We start from the raw sequence: 19,091 nt of genomic DNA, 5'->3' as shown, positions 1-19,091 counted from the left end.
TTTACGTTGTTCAAGGAGTTAGCCGATGCGCGTTGTTCGTGGCAATCGAGTGGAAGGGGGCTGGTCTGGAATGTCGGTGCGCCATCGCACGATCGTATCGCTGCTTGCCATCGTCGCCAGTGTGATTGGCTTGCATGGCGCACCCGCGCAAGCGGCAGTGGGGCCGGGCGTGGTGACCGGCGACACCATCGTGCACGATCCTTCAATGCTCAAGCTCGGCGATGGGCGTTACTACATCTATGCCACCACGGGCGTGGTCACCAGTACCGACCGGACGAAATTCAGCAATGCAGGCGCGATCTTCAGCACCACGCCGAGTTGGGTGCGCAACTACAACGCAGACAATCAGGTGTGGGCGCCGGATGTGTCCTTCCACGGCGGCAAGTACCTGATGTATTACACCGCGTCCAAATTCGCCACCAACGCCTCGGCGATTGGCTTTGCCAGCAGCAGCACCGGCAAGCCTGGATCATGGAAGGATCAAGGAATTGTCTACACGTCAAAGAGCAGCGACGACTACAACGCCATCGACGGCAATCTGGTGGTGGATGGCGGCGGCAAATGGTGGTTGGCGTTCGGTTCGTTCTGGTCGGGGATCAAGCTGATCCAGCTCGATCCCGGCACCGGCAAGCAACTGTCCAGCAACACGGCACGCTACAGCCTGGCGAGCCGGCCGTATCCGGGTGCGGTGGAGGCGCCTTTCATCCAGCAGGCCAATGGCTGGTACTACCTGTTCGTGTCGTTCGATGCGTGCTGCAAGGGCGCCAGCAGCACCTACAAGATTGCAGTGGGGCGTGCGCGCTCGGTGACCGGGCCATATCTGGATCGCGCCGGTGTGGACATGCGCAACGGTGGCGGCACGGTGATCCAGTCCGGGTTGGGCAGCATGCATGGGCCGGGCGGGCAATCGGTGTTTCGCGATGGCGATGGCGACATTCTGGTCTACCACTACTACGACGATCGCGGCGATGCGCGCCTGGGCATCAATCGGCTGAGTTACGACGGCAGTGCGTGGCCAGTTGTGCAGTAGCAGCGATCACTGCAGCGCGCGGGTGGGCTCTGCAATGACGCAACGATCAGGCGATGCCTGTTGCAGTGATCTGCCAGCGCTGCCGACTACCGGAAATGCGATGCCGCCAGCGAGGCCGAGCAATGCCCGGCATCAACGATTGCACACTCAGCGTGTCGCCGCTTCGGGCTTGCGCGCGCGTTTGGCCGGCGCCACCTTGGTCGCTGTGTCCGGGTATAGATTCAACAGCATCAAGGTGACGCCGTTGGTCCAGCCGAAGCCGTCCTGCAGCGCGTATTCGCCACCGCCGCCGCCGGCTGCATCGGCTTCCAGACCGTATTTTTCGACCAGCTTGTGCTCGCGCGCGAACAGCGCCTGGACCTGGGTGAGAAAGCGCTCGCCGATGGTGCGTGCCAGCGCGTCTTCGCCGTAACGGCGCAGGCCGTCCACCGCCACCCATTGCAGCGGCGCCCAGCCATTGGGCTCGTCCCATTGCTGGCCGGTCTTCACTGCGGTGGTGGCCAGGCCGCCGGGACGCAGCAGACGCGCACGCACGCTGCTGGCGGTGCGCTTGGCGTGGTCGTCCGACGACAGACCGGCAAACAGCGGATACAGCGCCGCCGCAGTGACCTGGTCGCTCAACTTGCGCGTCTGCCAATCGTAGTCGGCGTAATAGCCGGCCTTGTTCCACAGATGCGCATCGATGGCCTGCTTGCGCTGCAGTGCCAGCGCGGCGTAGTCCTGCGTGCACTCGGCACCCGGCTGCGCGCAGGCCTGGGCCAGGGTGCGCTCCAGGTGATACAGCAGGCTGTTCAGATCGATCGGGATGATGGCGGTGGTGCGGATGGTGCGCAGGTTCTGGCCATCGGCCAGCCAGCGGCTGGTGTAGTCCCAGCCGCTTTCGGCACCGGCGCGCAGGTCGCGGTAGACCTCGGCGGCCGGGCGGTCGCTCGCTTCGGCGGCGGTGCGGGTGTCGTGCAGCCAGGCTTCCGGGCGCGGGGTATCGCGCTCGTCCCAATAGCGGTTGAGCAGGCTGCCGTCGGCCAGGCGCACCACGTGGCGGGCGGCCTGGCCGGGCTGCAGGTCATCGCTACCCTGCATCCAGTAGGCGTATTCCTTCTGCAGCTGCGGCAGGTAGCGCTGATACACCGCCTCGCCTTCCACGCCGGCCTGCAGTTCCACCATGTAGGAGAAGAACGGCGGCTGCGAGCGGCTCAGGTAGTAGCTGCGATTGCCGTTGGGGATGTGCCCGTAGGTGTCGATCAGGTAGGCGAAGTTGTCCAGCATCTGGCGGCTGAGCGTGGTCTCGCCGCTCTTCACCAGGCCGAGCATGGTGAAGTAGGAATCCCAGTAATACACCTCGCGGAAGCGCCCGCCCGGCACCACGTACGGATGCGGCAGCGCCAGCAGGCTGCTGTACGGCGGCACGTGGGTCTGGCTGCGCACCAGCTTGGGCCACAGGTCGTCGATGTGTTCGCGCAGCGCGGTGTCCTGGCGGATCGCGTCGGTTTGCACCGGCGGCGACTCTTCGAAATTGGCGTCCACGAACTTGCGCAGGTCGAAACCGGGGTGATCGTGCTGCGCCAGATAGTCGGCATTGATCAGTGCCGGGTCGCGCAGCGGCAGAAAGTCGACGAAATGCTTCTGGTCGTCGAACAGCTCGCCGCGCTGCACTGCCTGGAACAGTTCCGGGTAGGCCAGGTCGGGCGTGGGCGGTGTGGCCGCCGGCGCATTGACGACCGGAGTGTCCATCGGCGCGGCGGTCAGCGTGCACGGCGCAACGAACATGCTCAGCGATAGGCCAAGCAGCGACGTGCAGCACGGGGGCGCGGCAGAACTCATGGCATCTCCAGAACGGGCAGTGGCGTAAGGCATGGTAAACGACCGAAGTGGCGGGCGGGACCGGACGATGGTGTCGGCAGGCCGACAGGCTTCGCACGGAGACGACAAGATTCAGCAAGGTGATCCGGCGCGGTGTCGCAGGTTATTGCGCCAATTCAGGCCTATCGGCGCGGATTGAGGCAGCTTGAGCAGGTGCGGTTCGGCGTAGTCGGCCTGTTCACTGCAAGATGCGCACCAGCCGTCGCGGGCTGAGCTGCGATTGCGAGCGGTGGCCGGGTTGCGCGGCGGGCGATTGAGAGTGGCTGACAAAACGTACGCAGTCGCCAGGTAGGTGCGGGCGGCGCGGGGGAAATGGAGTGTACAAGTGGTACATGCCGATTCCGGGCACCGGCCGCGCCCGCCTGGCGGCTGCGTATTGGTTTTGATAGCCGCTCTAAACCGCTGCATGCGCGGGTGGATGGCGATCCTGGGCGACCGATCTCGCTCATCCAGCTGATGAGACGTGTTGTTGGACGCGCCGCCGCCTGCAGATGGGACGTGGTCTTACACGCTGCATCAACAGGCACTAGCGCTTGCGTTCGGTTCCAAGCAAGCGTTGCAGCCGCAATGCGTTGGGCACCGCCAGCCCGGCGGCAGTGTTGTCGAAGATCACCCAGCGTTCGGCCTGCGGATGCGTGCCGTCGTGCGGGGTATGACGCACCGCGTCGGCCAATGCCTGCAGCGCGCTGTCGTCGTAACTGCTGTAGTAGATGCGCGGTGCGCCATGCCAGCGCCAGTAGTACGGCCCGGCGGTGGGGCTTGGTGCGGCGGCTTCGGGAACCGGCGCCGGGTCGGCGGCGCAGCGTGCGATGTGGTGGCGCGTCAGCAGCGCCTGTGCCTGCGGCAAAAACCAGCTGGCGTGGCGCGGCTCGCACACCACGCCGCCGTCCCAGCGCCGCCGCAGCATCGCGAAAAAGCTGGCTGCTACGCGCGCATCGAAGGCGGCGCTGGGCGGCAACTGCAGCAGCAGGCAGCCCAGTCGCGTGCCCAGCGCGCCGGCCTGGGACAGAAACGCATCCAGCAACGGACCGGCCGCATGCAGGCACGCGTCGTGGCTGATGCTGCGCGGCAGCTTGACCGAAAAACGGAAATCCTCCGGCACGCTGTCGGCCCAGCGCGCATAAGTGCCGGCACGGTGCGGGCGATGGAACGAGGAGTTGATTTCCACCGCATCAAAACGCGTGGCGTAGCGCTGCAATACGCTGGCGCCGTCGCCAAACGCCGCGCGGTCGGCGGCCGGAATCGACCAGCCTGCACAGCCACAGCGCACACGCGGCACGGCGATGGACGAACGAGACGACATGACGGGGAGCGATGCGATCGGGCAGCACTCTATGCATGCGCGCGCGTCAGCATTGCGTGTGCAGTGTGATCACGGCCGACTCACCCGCGACTTCGATACTGGGCGTATGCCAGAAGGCCCGTCCCTTGTCATCCTGCGCGAACAAACCGAGGCCTTTGTCGGTCGCAAGATCCTGCGTGTCTCCGGCAACAGCAAGCAGGACATCGCGCGCCTGGATCAACAAAAAGTGCTGGCGTTACGCAGCTGGGGCAAGCACTTCTTGATCGAGTGCGCGCAGTTCAGCGTGCGCATCCATTTTCTGTTGTTCGGCAGTTATCGCATCGACGAAGACAAGCCCAATGCGGTGCCGCGTTTACGTCTGGAATTTTCCAAGGGCCAGCGGCTGAACTTCTACGCCTGCTCGGTGCAGTTTATCGATCGCCCCTTGGACGAGGTGTACGACTGGACGGCGGATGTCATGAATCCACGTTGGGATGGCGCACAGGCGCGGCGCAAGTTGCGTGCCGCGCCATCCATGCTTGCCGCCGATGCATTGCTGGATCAGAGCATCTTTGCCGGCGTCGGCAACATCATCAAGAACGAGGTGCTGCACCGCATCCGGGTGCATCCGGAGAGCGCAGTGGGCGCGTTGCCAGCGCGCAAACTTGGCGAGCTGGTCACCCAGGTGCGCGACTACAGTTTCGATTTCTACACCTGGAAAAAGGCCTTCGTGCTGAAAAAGAATTACCAAGTGCATACCAAGACCAGCTGCCCGCGCGATGGCGCGCCGCTGCAGTATCGCAAGCACCTGGGCAAGGCCGGGCGGCGTGCGTTTTTCTGCGAAGTCTGCCAACGGCTTTACCCGGGCGAGGATGTGTGACGATGCGTTCAACGTGAATGGCGGCTGGCTCTTTCTGGCCAGACAACGAATTTCAAACGCGCGCAGGCGCCGCGCCCGCTAGATTTGAGCGTCCTGCACCGGGTTCACGGTGTGGCGTGCGCATCTCTCATCTCATCGGTCTCCCGCATTGTGACTACCCGCAGGAAGGAAACGCTTGTCCCGCATGTCGCCGCAGTCGCATGCACTGGCGCCATGCTGTTCTTTCTTGCCTGTCTGTTGCTGTATATGCCGCCGCCGCGCGAAACCCTGAGACACGACGACAGTTTGCAGGTGTATTTCGTGCCGCGCCCGCAATTGACGCTGCCGGCACCGATGGAGCCGCCGCAACCACGCGAGCGCACACCGCGCGCTGCGCCTGCCGCCGCATCGACATCGGCCGCCCGCAGCGCGCCGCCGCCCACACGGACCCCACCACCGCAGCGCCAGGTGGCCGCCGCCAACGCGCCTGCCAACGAATCGATGGCGGCCCAGCTCTATACCCGCGAAGGCCGTTTGCGCATGCCGCAAACCGCGCAAATAGATCCGATGGCGCAAAACGGTGCCGCAGTGCCGCCGGGCATGAGCGATGAGCGCGCGCAGGCCAAGGCGCGCAATGTGATGGAACGGGTCAACCCGGTGCAATACCAGGACACCCGCTTTGCCAAGGACTGGAAAAGCGACGGCACGCTGGGCGATGTGGCGATGCAGGAAATGAATCGCGGCATGAAAAAATTCAACGACATGCTCAACGGGCCGCAGACGCAGGTGGCCAAGGCGCGACCGCCGCCGGATGTACGCTTCAACCCCGCGTTGGCCGGCAATCAGGCCGAGATGGGCAGCGAAGCGACCGGCGATGCCTACAAGGCCGCACCGATCGCGCACGAGACACCGCCCGATCTCAAGGGCGAAGCCAGCCGCCGCATCCGCGAGGCGCTGGCGGCGCTGGAGCAACGCAGTGCGCGTTGCGACGCGTCAAAACGCAAAACACTGTTGTCGCCGGTGCGCACGCATCTGGGCGATCTTGAGCGCGCCGAGCACGCCTTGAACAACGGTGCCGACCCGGTAATGGCCGCGCAAATGCTGCCGCGCCAGGCCGACAGCGCCTATGATCTAGCCCGCCGCGCGCTGTGGTATGCCGATCGCCAGTTGAAGCAGTGCGCGACTGGGTGACGGGTTGGTTAGTGTGCAGCTGACCAAGAGCGTCTAACAGAATCTCTTTGATGCTGTATCGATGGCGGCAGTGTGTCGGCCACACGCGCACCGTTGATGCGTGAGGATGAGGAGGTCGAGTGTGCGGTGCCCGCACCGCTTGCCAGACACGCCGTGAATCCGTCCTTGGAGGCTCGGTGGCGGCATCCATGCCGCCACACGGTCCCGCAATCGGTGAGGACACCGCACCAGGAAGTTGGTTGGTTGCCGGATATAAACCTGCCTGTTGCTTAGCTTGCGATGAGAAGATTTTCGGACGCAACGTTATCCGACTAACGCACATCATGCATTGCTTGCACCAGGCATACCGACACTCTCGACTGGTCCTTGCCCGCCCACCCTCGCGGGACCTTACGCGGCATGGATGCCGCGTAAGAGCCTACACGGACGTACTTGCGGCGTGTCCCGCGAGGGTGGGCGGGCAAGGGCCTTGCGCAGCCAAGCCGCAGATCATCCGCTCTAGAAACCGACGCATCCACACTGTTCAATCACTTTCCAGCCGCTCTAAATCGACGAGTGAGGGATGTGTTTTGGTTGGAGCCAGCCAGGGTTTTGTAGAAGCTTGCACACCAGGCGCCGCACGATCGCTTGGCAACCGCACCCTCATCCGGCGCTGCGCGCCACCTTCTCCCGATGGGAGAAGGGGACCAGCCGCTCTTGCCCTTATGCCTGCATGCGCCCAACTGCCCAGCCCAGCCCAGCCCAGCCGCCCAGCCGCGTATGGCCGTCAGGAGTCGAATCACGGCGACGCCCGTCTCACAACAGCCCAATCCGAGCTCTACATAGCGCCAATCCCAGCGCTACATAAGGCCGATCCGAGCACTATCCCTACACACGGCCAGCCCCAGCGCTACAGCAGGCTATGAGTCTGTCTACGCCATACTCTTACTGAGCAATACTCTTATCTGAGTCAGCCCTACGCCAGACTCTGCCGATAGCGGTCTTTTTCGATACTCAGCGCCACTTCCGCACGCAGGAATACCTGGCCGATCGGTTCATCGCCACGGGTTGCCTGCGCTTCGCCGATCAGCACGGTAAGCCCGAGCGCATGTTGTTGCTGGGCGATGTCACGCAGGCCCTGCAGCTTCTGTTCGGCATCGGGGCCGCGCAGCACAGCGATGAACTCCGCGCTTTCGGTGACCCGGTCTACGCTGTCCCCGCTGGCTTGTACATGCGCGGCCAGGGTCTGATCGAGTTGTTGCAAGGCGCGGCCCAGCAGCCGTTCGCTCTGTTTTTCGACCAGCGCTGCCAGCTCCTGCACTTCCAGAATGACCAGGTAATAGCCGGTCTCGGCGTTGGCCTGGATGGCAACCGGCGCCACCGGCTGCAAAATCGCCTCGCGCTCGAGCTGCAATTCGCGCTTGCGCTCGTCCAGCAGGCGCATGGTGACGCGCGCCAAGGCCTGCAGGCCGGTGCGTTGAATCTCGGTGAGCGTGCGCGGCTCGGTGTCGAGCACGCAGACCGTGCCCAATGCCACGCCGTCGGAGGTCACCAGCGGCATGCCGGCGTAGAACCGCGCACCGGTTTCGCCGGTGACCACCGACACATCGGCAAAGCGCGTGTCCTTGGTCAGGTCGTGCACTTCCATCAGGTGCTCGGGGCTGCGGATGGCGTGGTCGCACACTGCCTGGCTGCGATCGGTCTGCTGCATGCCCAGCCCCAGTTGGGCCTTGAACCACTGGCGGTCGCGATCGACCAGCGACATCAGTGCGATCGGCGTGCCGCACAACGAAGCCGCCACCTGCACGACGTCTTGATAGGTGTCCTCGGGCAGGCTGTCGACGATGCGGTAGCCATCCAGAACCTGTTGGCGAGAGGCTTCGTCAGCCATGGGCATTTCTTTCATTGAATAAGCCAGACAAGCGCGAGCGAGAAGGTGCCACGATACCGGCGTTGCCGATAACGCGGCGTGGATATTGGCCAGGTGCGTCGGCGTGACCTGACACCGAGCATGGGAAGACGCAGCAACGCGGTTGCTGCGCGCGGCCCGCGGCTGCGCGATGGGCTGGTGCATCTGTTCAACAATCTGCACCTGGGCGACCGCTCCGATGTGGATGATCGGCGCAACCACTACGCGCATGACGAGCCACCAGCGGGCATGGATGCGGCAAGTTTGCCTGTCGCCGCCGAACGCCAACGCTTGCATGGCGGCGCGGATGTCACCTGAAGCTGCGGGCTGCGTCCTTGCAGTTCCTGATCGGCCTGCACGCAGTCACGTGCAGGCGTCCTGTCCGTGCGTCTGGAGACATCCCACCGCCATACAACCCGCCAACGCCGCACAACCCGACCGCGCCGCTTGGCAGCAGCGCAGCCGGTGGGTCAATCGCCCTCAGCGCTTGACCGGCTTGCCGTCCACGTCGAGCACCTGCACCTCGCCCAGCTTGAGCGCACGCACCGGAGCTTCGATCTTCTTCAGATCGCCCACGATCACCCAGGTCATCGCCTTGGGCGCGATGATTTCCTTGATGGCTTTCTGCGCGGCCGGCTGGTCGATCGCTTCCAGGCGCGGCTTGAGCGTCTGCACGTAATCATCCGGACGGTCGAACTGCACGATGCCTTCGATCGCACCCAGTACCGCGCCGGTGGTTTCGAAGCTGCCGGGCAGGGCGCGGATGCGCTGGTTCTTGATCTTCTCGATCTCCTCGGTGGTCAGCGGCTTGTCGCCGATGATCGCGGTGGCTTCCTTGAGAATCTCGTTGGCCGATTCGGCGGTCTTGTCGGTCTGCACCGGCGCGGAGAACAGGTACGGCCGCTGGCCCTGCGCATCCAGCATGCGGGTGCCGGCGCCGTAGGCCCAGCGCTTGTTCTCGCGCAGGTTCATGTTCAAGCGCGAGGTGAAGGTGCCGCCGAAGGCGCCATTGGCCACGCCGATGGCCAGGTTGTCCGGCGCCTTGGTGGACGGTGCAAGCAGGCCGGCCAGGATCACCGACTGCGGCGCATCCGGGCGATTGATCAGATACACGCGCGGCTTGGGCTGCGCAGCGACGTTGGCCAGGTTCTTCTTCGGCAACGGCGTGTCAGGGGCCTTCCAGTCGCCGAAGGCGGCATCGAGCTGCGGAATGATCTGCGCCAGCGTGGTATCGCCGGCCACCAGGATGCGCAGGTTGTCCGGGCGCAGCCACTGGCTGTGGAAGGCCTGCAGGTCCTGGGCGTTGAGGCTCTTGATCGCCGCCTCGGTGCCGCTGCCGGTGAGCGGGATGCCGTAGGGGTGATTCTGGCCGAACAACAACGGCGGCAGTGCCCGCAGCGCCAGGCTGTTGGGCTGGGTCTTTTCCTGTGCGATGCCGGCCAGCCACTGGCTGCGGATGCGCTCGATGTCGGCGGGCTTAAAGGCCGGGTTGCGCACGATGTCGGAGAACAATTGCAGCGAGGGCTGCAATTGATCATTGAGCGCATCCAGCGAGGCGCTGCAGCTGTCCAGGTCGCAGCCGACCGCGGTGATCGCGCCCAGGCGCTGGCGGCGTTGGGCCACTTCCACCGAATCCAGCGCGGCGGTGCTCTCGTTCATCAGCGCGGCGCTGAAGCTGGCGGTGCCGAGCTTCTTGCCCTGGTCGGCCGCATAACCGGCATCGAACAGCAGCTCGACCTGGGTCACCGGGATGGTGTGGCGCTCGGCCAGGATCACCTCGATGCCGTTCTTCAACTTGCCGCGCTGCAACTGCGGGAAGCTCAGATCGGGGAACTGGCTGGTCTCCGGCACGCCCTTGCTGCGGTCCAGCGTGGAGGCGGTGATCTTGTACTTGCCGGCGGCCGGCAGCTTGGGTGCCGGTTTGCCGGGTTCGTTGCCACGTGCGACCACCGCCTTGTCTTCGGCGGCGGGGTCGAAGTCCTTGCCGGCCGGCAACACGGTGAGCAGATAGTCGCCCTTGCCGAACCAGCTGGCAGCGGCCTGCTTGACGCTGTCCACGCTGGCGGCCTGGCCGCGCTGCAGATCCTGCTTGTAGGCGCCCGGGTCGCCGCGATAGACCTGGCCCTCGGCCAGGATCACCGCCTTGCCGGTGAACCCGCCGACCTTTTCCAGCCCGCGCACGAAGCCGGCGCGGTAGGCCACCTGTGCGCGCTGCAGTTCGTCGGCGGTGGGGCCCTGGGCGATGAATTTCTTGAGTTCCTCGTCGATGATCGCCTCGACCTTGGCCGGATTCACACCGTCCTTCACATCGGCCTGGATCTGTACCTGGCTGGACAAGGCGAAGGCCTGGATCGACGCCGACACGTCGTCGACCAGGTTGTCCTGATAGACCAGACGCTGATACAGCCGCGAGGTCTTGCCACCGCCGAGCACGGTGGTGGCCAGGTCCAGCTGGATCGCCGCATCGCTGCCCAGTTGCGGCGCGACCCAGGTGCGATAGATGCGCGGTTGCGAGACATGGTCATGCTGCACACCACGCTTCTGCGCGGCCAGCGGGGTCACCCACGGTTGCTGGCGCGCCACCGGCTTGCCGGACGGGATATCGCCGAAATACTGCAGCGCCTTGGCGCGCGCCTGCGCCACGGTGATGTCGCCGGCCAGCACCAGGGTGGTGTTGGCGGCGCCGTAGTTGTCGTTGAACCACTGTTTGACGTCGGCCAGCGAGGCTGCGTCCAGGTCTTCCATCGAGCCGATGGCGTCGTGCTGATACGGATGGTTGGCCGGGAACAGGTTGGACAGGATGTTCTGGTCCACGCGGCCGTATGGGCGGTTCTCGCCCTGGCGTTTTTCGTTCTGCACCACGCCACGCTGGGTATCGAGTTCTTCCTGGCCGATCGCCCCGAGCAGGTGACCCATGCGGTCCGATTCCATCCACAGCGCGGTATCCAGCGCGGTGGTCGGCACGGTTTCAAAATAGTTGGTGCGGTCGAACCAGGTGGTGCCGTTCATGTCGGTGGCGCCGACCTTCTCGAACGGGGCGAAATAGCTGCCCTTGTTGTTCTCCGAGCCGGAGAACATCAGATGCTCGAACAAGTGCGCAAAGCCGGTCTTGCCGGCCGGCTCGTCGCCGGAACCGATGTGGTACCAGATGCTTACCGCCACCACCGGCGCCTTGTGGTCTTCGTGTACCACCACGGTCAGGCCGTTGGGCAGGGTGAAGCGGGTGTAGCCGATCTCGGGAATGGCGCTGCTGGCCGCGGGCTTGGACAGGCTGGCCGGGGCGGCTTCGACGACGGGAGCAACGGTGCCGGCAGCAACGCCGAGCACACCGGCGATCAACAGGGACAGCGGACGCAGCATGTGACACTCCAGAACAGGACAATCGGCCGAGGGTAGTGGCTGGTTGGCGGCGCCGCAAATGCTGTTTGGCAGTGTCGGCCGCTGCTGCCGTGCCCGTTGCGGTGCAAGACAGGCGGCAGATCTGAAATGCGGTGTAAGCGGACCCGGCCGCGCTCGACTCAAGTTGATCCTCGCCTCGCCGTTACTTGGGGCGACCTACCTTGACCAGACGCTACCCGCCGATCACGCCATGACCGTCCTGTTGCCGCCCGTGCCGATGCCCGCCAACGACGCCTTGCGCGTGGAGGCCGTGCGTCGGTTGGGGGTGCTGGACACCGAGCCCGAGGCCGAATTCGACGACATCGCCTGGTTGGCCGCGCACGTCAGCGGTGCGCCGATGGCGCTGGTGTCGCTGCTGGATGCCGACCGTCAATGGTTCAAGGCGCGCTGCGGCACCGATCTGGAAGGCACCCCGCGCAGCGTGTCGTTCTGTTCTTACGCGGTGATGGGCACCGAGCTGCTGGAGGTGCCCGATGCCGAGGCCGATCCACGCTTCGCACTGAATCCGCTGGTCACCGCCGCGCCGGGCATTCGCTCCTATGTGGGCGTGCCGCTGATCGGCCGCGAAGGCTATGCGTACGGCACCTTATGCACGCTCAGCACCAAATCGCGGGTCCTCGACGAAAACCAGAAACAGGCGCTGATCCGGCTGGCACGCCAGGCCGCCAATCAACTCGAGGCGCGCCGCGACCGTTTGGCTGCGCAGGCGCAGCGGCAGACCCTGAGCCGTTTGCTGGAAGCCATGCCTGATGGCGTGGTTTCCTGCGATAGCGAGGGCCTGTTGCGCGAGTTCAATCATGCCGCGCGGCAATGGCATGGCACCGATCCGCGCCTGTTGCCGCCGGTGCAATGGGCGCAGCATTTCGATCTCTACGCTGCCGACGGCAGTACCTTGCTGCCTACCGAAGCCATTCCCCTGGTGCGTGCCTGGCGCGGCGAGCACGTGCGCAATGCCGAGATGGTGATCCGTGCCACCGGCCAGAGCGCGCGCAGCGTGCTGTGCAATGCCGACCCGGTGGTCAGCGATCAGGGCGCCGCGTTGGGTGCGGTGTGCGTGATGCATGACATCACCCAGTTGCGCGATGCCTCGGCTGCGCTGGCGGGCGAGCGCGCGCGCTTGCAGTCGCTGGTGGACGCTTCGCAGGACGTGGCGATCATCGCCTTCGACCCGAACGGGCGCATCGAATTGTTCAATCCCGGCGCCGAGCGCCTGCTGGGTTACGCAGCCGACGAGGTGCTGGGCCGCTGCCCTGCGCAGTTCCATCTGCCGGCCGAGCTCGAACGGCACATGGCCACGCTTGCGTTGTCGCCGCCGTCGTACATCAAGCTGGCCGCCGCTGCCGCAGGCGATGTGCTCGAAGAAGAAATCTGGACCCTGGTGCGCAAGGACGGCGGGCTGCGGCGGGTGCGTCTTTGCTTCAACGTCATCCACGACGCCCAGCAAGGACTGGCCGGCTACCTGGCGATGGCCATCGACGTCACCGCCGAGCTGCAGGCGCAGGCGGCCGCGCAGCTGGCGGCCGAGCACTTCAGAGGCGCGTTCGAAACCGCTCCGCAGGGCATGGCGATCGTCTCGCTGGACGGCGCCTGGCGCGACGTCAATCCATCGCTGTGCAGCATCCTGGGGTATCCGCGCGAGCAGTTGCTGCGCACCACCTTCCAGACCATTACCCATCCCGACGACCTGGAGATGGATCTGTGCTTTGTGCAGGAATTGATCGACGGCAAACGCGACAGTTACAGCATGGCCAAGCGCTACATCAGCCAGCAGGGCGCGGTGATCTGGGCGCAGTTGTCGGTGTCGCTGGTGCGCGACAGCAGCGGTGCACCGGTGCATTTCGTCTCGCAGATCCAGGACGTCACCGAACGCCATGTCGCCGCCGAACGCCTGGCCGAAAGCGAGGCGCGGCTGCGCGCGATCAGCGATGCCACACCGACGCTGGTGAGCCAGTTCGATGCCGAGCAGCGTTGCCTGTTCGCCAATGAAGCGCATCGCCACTGGCTCGGCGTGGAGCCGTCCAGCCTGGTCGGCCGCCATCTCACCCAGGTGCTGGGCGACGACCTCAGTACCCCGGCGCGCGCTGCGCTGGCGCAGGTGATCGCCGGGCAACGCGCCAGCTTCGAACACGTGTTACGTGGCGGCGCGACACCGCGCGATGTGGAAATCACCTTGGTGCCCGCGACGCAGAGCGCATCGACGCAGGCGCAAGGGTTCTTCCTGATGGCGCATGACGTCACCGCGCACAAGTCATTGCATCGGTTGATGCACGAACGCGCCACCCGCGATGCCTTGACCGGCCTGCCGAATCGCCACGCCTGGTCCGAAGCGCTGCAGATCGCGGTGACCCAGGCGCAGCAACAACAGCGCGCGGTCGCCGTGATGTTCCTGGACCTGGACGGCTTCAAACGTATCAACGACGTGCACGGTCACCGCGCCGGCGACGCGGTACTGGTGGCCTTCGGCCGCTGCCTGCAGCAAGCGGCCGGCAGCCGTTATCTGGTGGCGCGCCTGGCCGGGGACGAATTCGTGGTGTTGCTGGACGACCTGCAAGACCCGCAGACCGAATGCGCGGCAGTGGCAGAACGGATTCGCACCGCTGCCGCAGCGGGCGCGGTGTTCGGTGAGCAACACCTGCCGATCCACTCCAGCATCGGCGTCGCCTGGCAACACGGCCAAAACGCCGACGCGGCCAGCCTGATGCACGCGGCAGACGAAGCGATGTACGCCGCAAAACGCGCCCGCTGCGGCAACGACACACCTACTGCCGGGCGCGATGCCGCGCGGTAGTCAAGCGCGCGCCGCGCCCTTCTCCCACCGGAGAAGGTGCCCAAAGGGCGGCTGAGGGTACGGTTTACCCATAAAACCGCGTCAATCAGGAGCACTCCCTTCTCCCACCGGGAGAAGGTGCCCGAAGGGCGGATGAGGGTACGGCTTACCCATAAAATTGGATCAATCAGAAGTGCGCATTGCACTTCTGGATTTTGTGAGTAGCGATGCATTCGCATCGATCAATCTTCACTCCCCGCGATGAAGCTCACCACCTCGGTCGTCTTGAAAGGTGATAAAGGGTATGGATGCGTCGATTGCAGGGCGGGCGATCTGTGGCCTGGCTGCAGGGCCCTTGCCCGCCCACCATCGCGGGACACGCCGCAAGTACGTCCATGTAGGCTCTTACGCGGCATCCATGCCGCGTAAGGTCCCGCGACGGTGGGCGGGCAAGGACCAGTCGCGATGGTCGGTGCGCATGTTTTCAAGCAACCAGCAAACGTTCTGGTGCGGTGAGGGCACCGCGCCCTCGACTCACCTAGCTTTGATCGTTGATCCGTCGCTTGGCTGCAAGGACCAGTCGATTTGGTCGGTGCGCATGGCTTTCAACAAAGCAACCAAGTAACTCTCTGGTGCGGTGTCATCGCCGACCCAGGCATGCGCATTAGTGGCGCGCATGCCATGCCTTTTCGCCCCGCAGGGCGAGGGGCTATGCATCCATCCATCAAGCCGCCTGCACGACCGAACGCCGTTGCGTTGCAGCTTGCTCCGGCACCAACCGGAACACCGCCACCGCGCGCGTCAGATCCGCGGCCTGATCTTCCATGCTGCGTGCGGCCGCCGTGGCTTCTTCCACCAGCGCGGCGTTTTGCTGGGTCATCTCGTCCAACTGCATCACCGTGGTGCTGACCTGCTCGATGCCCGCACTTTGCTCGGTGCTGGCGGCGGTGATCTCGGCCATGATGTCGGTCACGCGCTTCACCGAGCTGACCACCTCGGTCATGGTGCTGCCGGCTTGTTGCACCAGGTTCGAGCCTTGTGCGACTTTTTCCACCGAGTCGGAAATCAGCTGTTTGATCTCCTTGGCGGCACCGGCCGAGCGCTGCGCCAGGGCGCGCACTTCGGTGGCCACCACCGCAAATCCGCGGCCTTGTTCGCCGGCGCGTGCGGCTTCCACTGCCGCGTTCAAGGCCAGGATATTGGTCTGGAACGCGATGCCGTCGATGACGCCGATGATGTCGGAAATACGCGCCGACGATTGCGTGATCGCCTGCATGGTGCTGACCACTTCCTGCACCACGCGGCCGCCGCTTTCGGCAACATCGCCGGTGCCCTTGACCAACTGGTTGGCCTGGCGCGCGTTGTCGGCATTCTGGCGCACGGTGGAGGTCAGTTCTTCCATCGATGCAGCGGTTTCTTCCAGATTCGCCGCCTGATGCTCGGTGCGCGTGGACAGGTCGGCATTGCCGCTGGCGATTTCGCCGGCCGCCGTGTTGATCATCTCGGCCGAGTGTTGGATGCCCTGCACGATGCTGGTCAGCTGGATCGCGGTGCGGTTGGCGGCATCGGCCAGCCGGCCGAACGCGCCTTCGTAATGCGATTCCACCCGCTGCGACAGATCGCCGTCGGCAATCGCGGCCATGATGCGGCCCACATCGTCCAGGCCTGCATCGGCCTGCTGCATCAGCCGGTTCAACGCCTGTACCATTTCCGCAAACGCGAACTGGTAGCGTGATTGCTCGCCACGTGCGGAAAAATCGCCACGCGCTGCGGCATCGGCCAGGCGCGCGATGTCGCTGTTGATCGCCGACAGATTGCCCTTCACCGTGTCCAGGGCTTCATGCAATGCCGCGCGCTGGCCGGGAAGGCGGCGCATGTCGCGGCGCAGATCGCCACGGCCGTAGTCGCTCATCACGTCCATCGCTTCGTTGATGGCATCCAGATGCTCGAACACCACCGTGTTCACGCCATGCGCCAGCGTGCCGTAATCGCCGGGGAAATCTTCCGGAATGCGGTGCGCGATGTTCTCGCCCTGCTGCAGACGGATCATGGTCTGCATCTCGCCGTTGAAGCGCTGCAGCTGATTCTGCATCTGCTGCATGCTGTGCATCAGCTGGCCGGTTTCATCGCGCGATTCAACCCGGATGTCGTTATCGAAGCGGCCGGAGGCGATCGCCTCTGCGGTGCGCGATGCGGCACGCAGCGGCGCAGCCATGGCCGAGGCGATCAACCAGCACAGGCCGATCACCATCGCCACCAACGCGCCGCCGATCAACGTCAAGGTGCGCGTGAAGCCCCAGGCCTGCACCTGGATGTCTTCGGCGTACACACCCATCACCAAGACCCAGTTCCAGGCCGGAAAGGTCTTGGCATAGCTGATCTTGGGCAGCTGTTCTTTTTTGCCCGGCTTGGGTGCGTTGTAATAGCTGAAACCGTCGCCACGCTCGATCGCGGTCTTGATGTCGCGATACACGTACTGCCCGGCATCGCTCTTGTAATCGCTCATGTCGGTGCCGACGGCGCGCTTGGGATGCATCAGGATGCGCATCTGCGGATCGACGATGAAGAAATAATCCACGCCATCGTTGGTGCGCATGTCGGCAAGCGTTGTACTTGCCGCTGCCTTGGCCTGTTCGACCGTCAACTCGCCAGCTTTGACCTTGTCGGCATAGTGCTGCATCACGGTGAGACCCATCTCGACCTCGGTCTTGACGCTGAGCTTGCGCGCCTCCACCAGATCCAGATATTGCAGGCGCGCCGCAGCCACCGCGAGCAGGATCACACCCACGGTCAGTAGCGCGCAGAGCAGGATGAACTTGCGGGTGAGTGGGAGATTGGCAACGTGACGACGCAATAGCGACACAACAGGCATGGCAACGACATCCAAAACGCGCGCAGGGCGCTCTGGCATGGATATCGGCTGATTCACATCCGGGTTGAATGCTGATTGCGGCAGCGTCTGCTTGGGCGGGGCAGGTCATGCACCAAGGCGATAGCTGCCGATACAACGTAGGAGCGCCCTCGGGCGCGATGAAGCGTTATCGATAACGCCTCATCGCGCCCGAGGGCGCTCCTACAAGGTCATGCAGGTGGCGGGCATCGATCCATCGATCGATGCATGACGCCGCATGCTTACATTGCAAACTGCCCGCAGCACGTAGCGCAACGGCGGACACGCGCGGCGTGCCCGCCTCACCGCACTCAGCTGGCCGCGCAGAAACCGAATTCAGCGGTTGCACCGGCTGCCAGGGTGCGATTGAAGTCCACGCCGCTGGCCCTGAGCGTGCTGCCGCTCTGCGACCAGGTGACATTCCAGGCATTGTTGACGGTGCCGCTGACCGGCAGCGAGATCGCCCAGGTGCCGCTACCGGTGCCGGTGTTGGTGACCTGCACGCGATTGCAGGAGCCGCCGCTCCAGCTGCTGTCCACGATCACCTTGGTGCTGAAGCTGCCAGTGGGGGTCGGTGTGGGAGTGGGCGTCGGGGTTGGCGTGGGAGTCGGTGTGGGGGTCGGCGTCGGTGTCGGCGTGGTGCTGCTCACCGTGCCCCACAGCGTGCGCAACAAGGTCATCTTGTCTTCGCGCACGCTGGTCCAGTCGTCGCGCAGGATGCCGCCGGTGTCGCCGCTGTTGGGATTCCACGACCAGTAGAAACCTTCGTTAATGCCCTTGCTGCGCAGGTACTTCACCAGTGCGTCCTGCCACACCTTGTCGCGCGCATCGCCTTCGCCGTACTTGCCGCCGAATTCGCCCAGCAGCAGCGCATGGGTGCCGGCGAACTGGCCGAAGTGACGCTCCCAGATCGCGGGCATGTTGTTGGGGAAGTTGCTGTCGTTGAAGTACGACTGCACGAACACGTCCGGCCCGTACACATGCGGTGCCAGCAGCAGGCGGTTGGCCGGAATGTTCAACGGCGTGCAGGCCAGCGGCTGCAGATTGCCGCCCCAGAAGATGCCGCCATTGGTCGAGCACACCGGATTGTCGGTGATGCCTTCCACCGCAATGATCCACTTGGGCGCCACGGCCAGCACCGCGGCCGAACCGCGCTCGGCGGCCTTGTTCCAGTCGGTGGCCGCGTTGCCGGTGCCCCAGGTGGCGGCGCCGTGCGGTTCGTTCTTCAGATCCACACCGATCACGCTGGGCACGTTCTTGTAGCGGTTGGCCACAAAGCGCAGGTCGTCCAGCCACTGCGCTTCGGAATAGGAACTGGTGTACCAGAGCTCGGAAATGGCGCCGCAATCGGGCGTGTGATGATCCAGCAGCACGTAGATGCCGCGGGCGTTGAATTCGTTGATCACCTTGTCGAGGATCTGCAGCGAGCTCAGGCCCTGCAGATCGGGATTACGGCCATAGTCGATGCTGCTGGGCATGGTGGTGGCACGCAGCGTGGCCGGGCAGAACGGCAGGCGCACGGCGTTGAAGCCCAGGCCCTGTATCTGGATGATCATGTCCTTCCAGTTGCGCGCCCACAGACCATGGATGACATGGTTGCCGGTCTCGAAACCGAACACGTTGACGCCCTTGAGCTGGACCACCTTGCCGTTGTCGTCGACAACCTTGTTGTTGCTGATGGAATAGCTGAAGGCCGGTGCGGCGGCCAGCGCCAACGCCGTAGCCAGTGCGAGCGTGCTTGCAGCCCTGAAAATGGACATGGTGATCTCCCTGGGAAACCGACCCGACACCCGGGTGCGGTGAGGGGGGCATCTTGGTCCGCGGCCGTTTTATGTAGCGTGACCCCAGCCACAGAAAAGCGCATTGCCGCACCGATCACGCGCAGGCTGCGGGCGGGGTCGCTTTCCCGCACACTATTGCCGCTG

11 protein-coding genes and 1 other RNA gene are annotated in these 19,091 nt (G+C 64.6%); 5 read left to right on the top strand and 7 right to left on the bottom strand.

Features of this window, described 5'->3' with window-relative positions; genetic code table 11:
* Window positions 1-25 precede the first annotated feature (25 nt).
* Entirely contained in the window at window positions 26-1,030 is a 1,005-nt protein-coding gene (locus tag AC1KVG_RS19665; RefSeq protein WP_481095499.1) for an arabinan endo-1,5-alpha-L-arabinosidase, read from the top strand.
* 147 nt (window positions 1,031-1,177) lie between these two features.
* On the opposite strand, the gene treA is transcribed toward AC1KVG_RS19665, so the two are convergent.
* The 3 genes from treA to AC1KVG_RS19650 all read right to left on the bottom strand — a co-directional run bounded on the left by treA (window position 1,178) and on the right by AC1KVG_RS19650 (window position 4,193).
* Window positions 1,178-2,851 (bottom strand): alpha,alpha-trehalase TreA, encoded by a 1,674-nt coding sequence (gene treA, locus AC1KVG_RS19660; protein ID WP_481095498.1) that lies wholly within the window; start codon window positions 2,849-2,851, stop codon window positions 1,178-1,180.
* 300 nt (window positions 2,852-3,151) lie between these two features.
* A non-coding RNA gene (locus AC1KVG_RS19655) (sX9 sRNA) lies at window positions 3,152-3,224 on the bottom strand.
* A gap of 192 nt (window positions 3,225-3,416) precedes the next feature.
* Window positions 3,417-4,193, bottom strand: coding sequence for a DUF72 domain-containing protein (locus AC1KVG_RS19650; protein WP_481095497.1), 777 nt, complete (start codon window positions 4,191-4,193; stop codon window positions 3,417-3,419).
* A 106-nt stretch (window positions 4,194-4,299) separates the two neighbouring features.
* Here AC1KVG_RS19650 and AC1KVG_RS19645 point away from each other — a divergent pair, with 106 nt between their 5' ends.
* Both AC1KVG_RS19645 and AC1KVG_RS19640 read left to right on the top strand, forming a co-directional pair.
* Window positions 4,300-5,052, top strand: coding sequence for a DNA-formamidopyrimidine glycosylase family protein (locus tag AC1KVG_RS19645; protein ID WP_481095496.1), 753 nt, complete (start codon window positions 4,300-4,302; stop codon window positions 5,050-5,052).
* Window positions 5,053-5,202: 150 nt separating this feature from the next.
* Window positions 5,203-6,222 carry a hypothetical protein gene (locus AC1KVG_RS19640; protein WP_481095495.1) on the top strand — a complete coding sequence of 340 codons (1,020 nt, stop codon included), beginning with the start codon at window positions 5,203-5,205 and terminating at the stop codon, window positions 6,220-6,222.
* Window positions 6,223-7,177: 955 nt separating this feature from the next.
* Here AC1KVG_RS19640 and AC1KVG_RS19635 read toward each other — a convergent pair.
* A complete protein-coding gene (locus tag AC1KVG_RS19635) occupies window positions 7,178-8,107 on the bottom strand; it encodes a GAF domain-containing protein (protein WP_481095494.1) in 930 nt (309 codons plus the stop codon).
* 105 nt (window positions 8,108-8,212) lie between these two features.
* Here AC1KVG_RS19635 and AC1KVG_RS19630 point away from each other — a divergent pair, with 105 nt between their 5' ends.
* Entirely contained in the window at window positions 8,213-8,428 is a 216-nt protein-coding gene (locus tag AC1KVG_RS19630; RefSeq protein WP_481095493.1) for a hypothetical protein, read from the top strand.
* A 162-nt stretch (window positions 8,429-8,590) separates the two neighbouring features.
* Here AC1KVG_RS19630 and AC1KVG_RS19625 read toward each other — a convergent pair whose 3' ends face one another.
* Window positions 8,591-11,470 (bottom strand): M16 family metallopeptidase, encoded by a 2,880-nt coding sequence (locus AC1KVG_RS19625; protein ID WP_481095492.1) that lies wholly within the window; start codon window positions 11,468-11,470, stop codon window positions 8,591-8,593.
* 58 nt (window positions 11,471-11,528) lie between these two features.
* Between AC1KVG_RS19625 and AC1KVG_RS19620 the strand changes: the two genes are divergently transcribed.
* Window positions 11,529-14,297 (top strand): PAS domain S-box protein, encoded by a 2,769-nt coding sequence (locus AC1KVG_RS19620; RefSeq protein ID WP_481095491.1) that lies wholly within the window; start codon window positions 11,529-11,531, stop codon window positions 14,295-14,297.
* A gap of 703 nt (window positions 14,298-15,000) precedes the next feature.
* On the opposite strand, the gene AC1KVG_RS19615 is transcribed toward AC1KVG_RS19620, so the two are convergent.
* Window positions 15,001-17,130, bottom strand: coding sequence for a methyl-accepting chemotaxis protein (locus AC1KVG_RS19615; RefSeq protein WP_481095523.1), 2,130 nt, complete (start codon window positions 17,128-17,130; stop codon window positions 15,001-15,003).
* A gap of 347 nt (window positions 17,131-17,477) precedes the next feature.
* The gene (locus AC1KVG_RS19610; RefSeq protein WP_481095490.1) at window positions 17,478-18,926 is read right to left on the bottom strand and encodes a cellulase family glycosylhydrolase; all 1,449 of its coding nucleotides are present in this window, start codon (window positions 18,924-18,926) and stop codon (window positions 17,478-17,480) included.
* Window positions 18,927-19,091 lie beyond the last annotated feature (165 nt).

It is taken from the genome of Xanthomonas sp. NCPPB 3959 (assembly GCF_056675575.1).
Note: the sequence above shows the minus strand (reverse complement) of the source record. Positions and strands in the feature narration are given on the sequence as shown.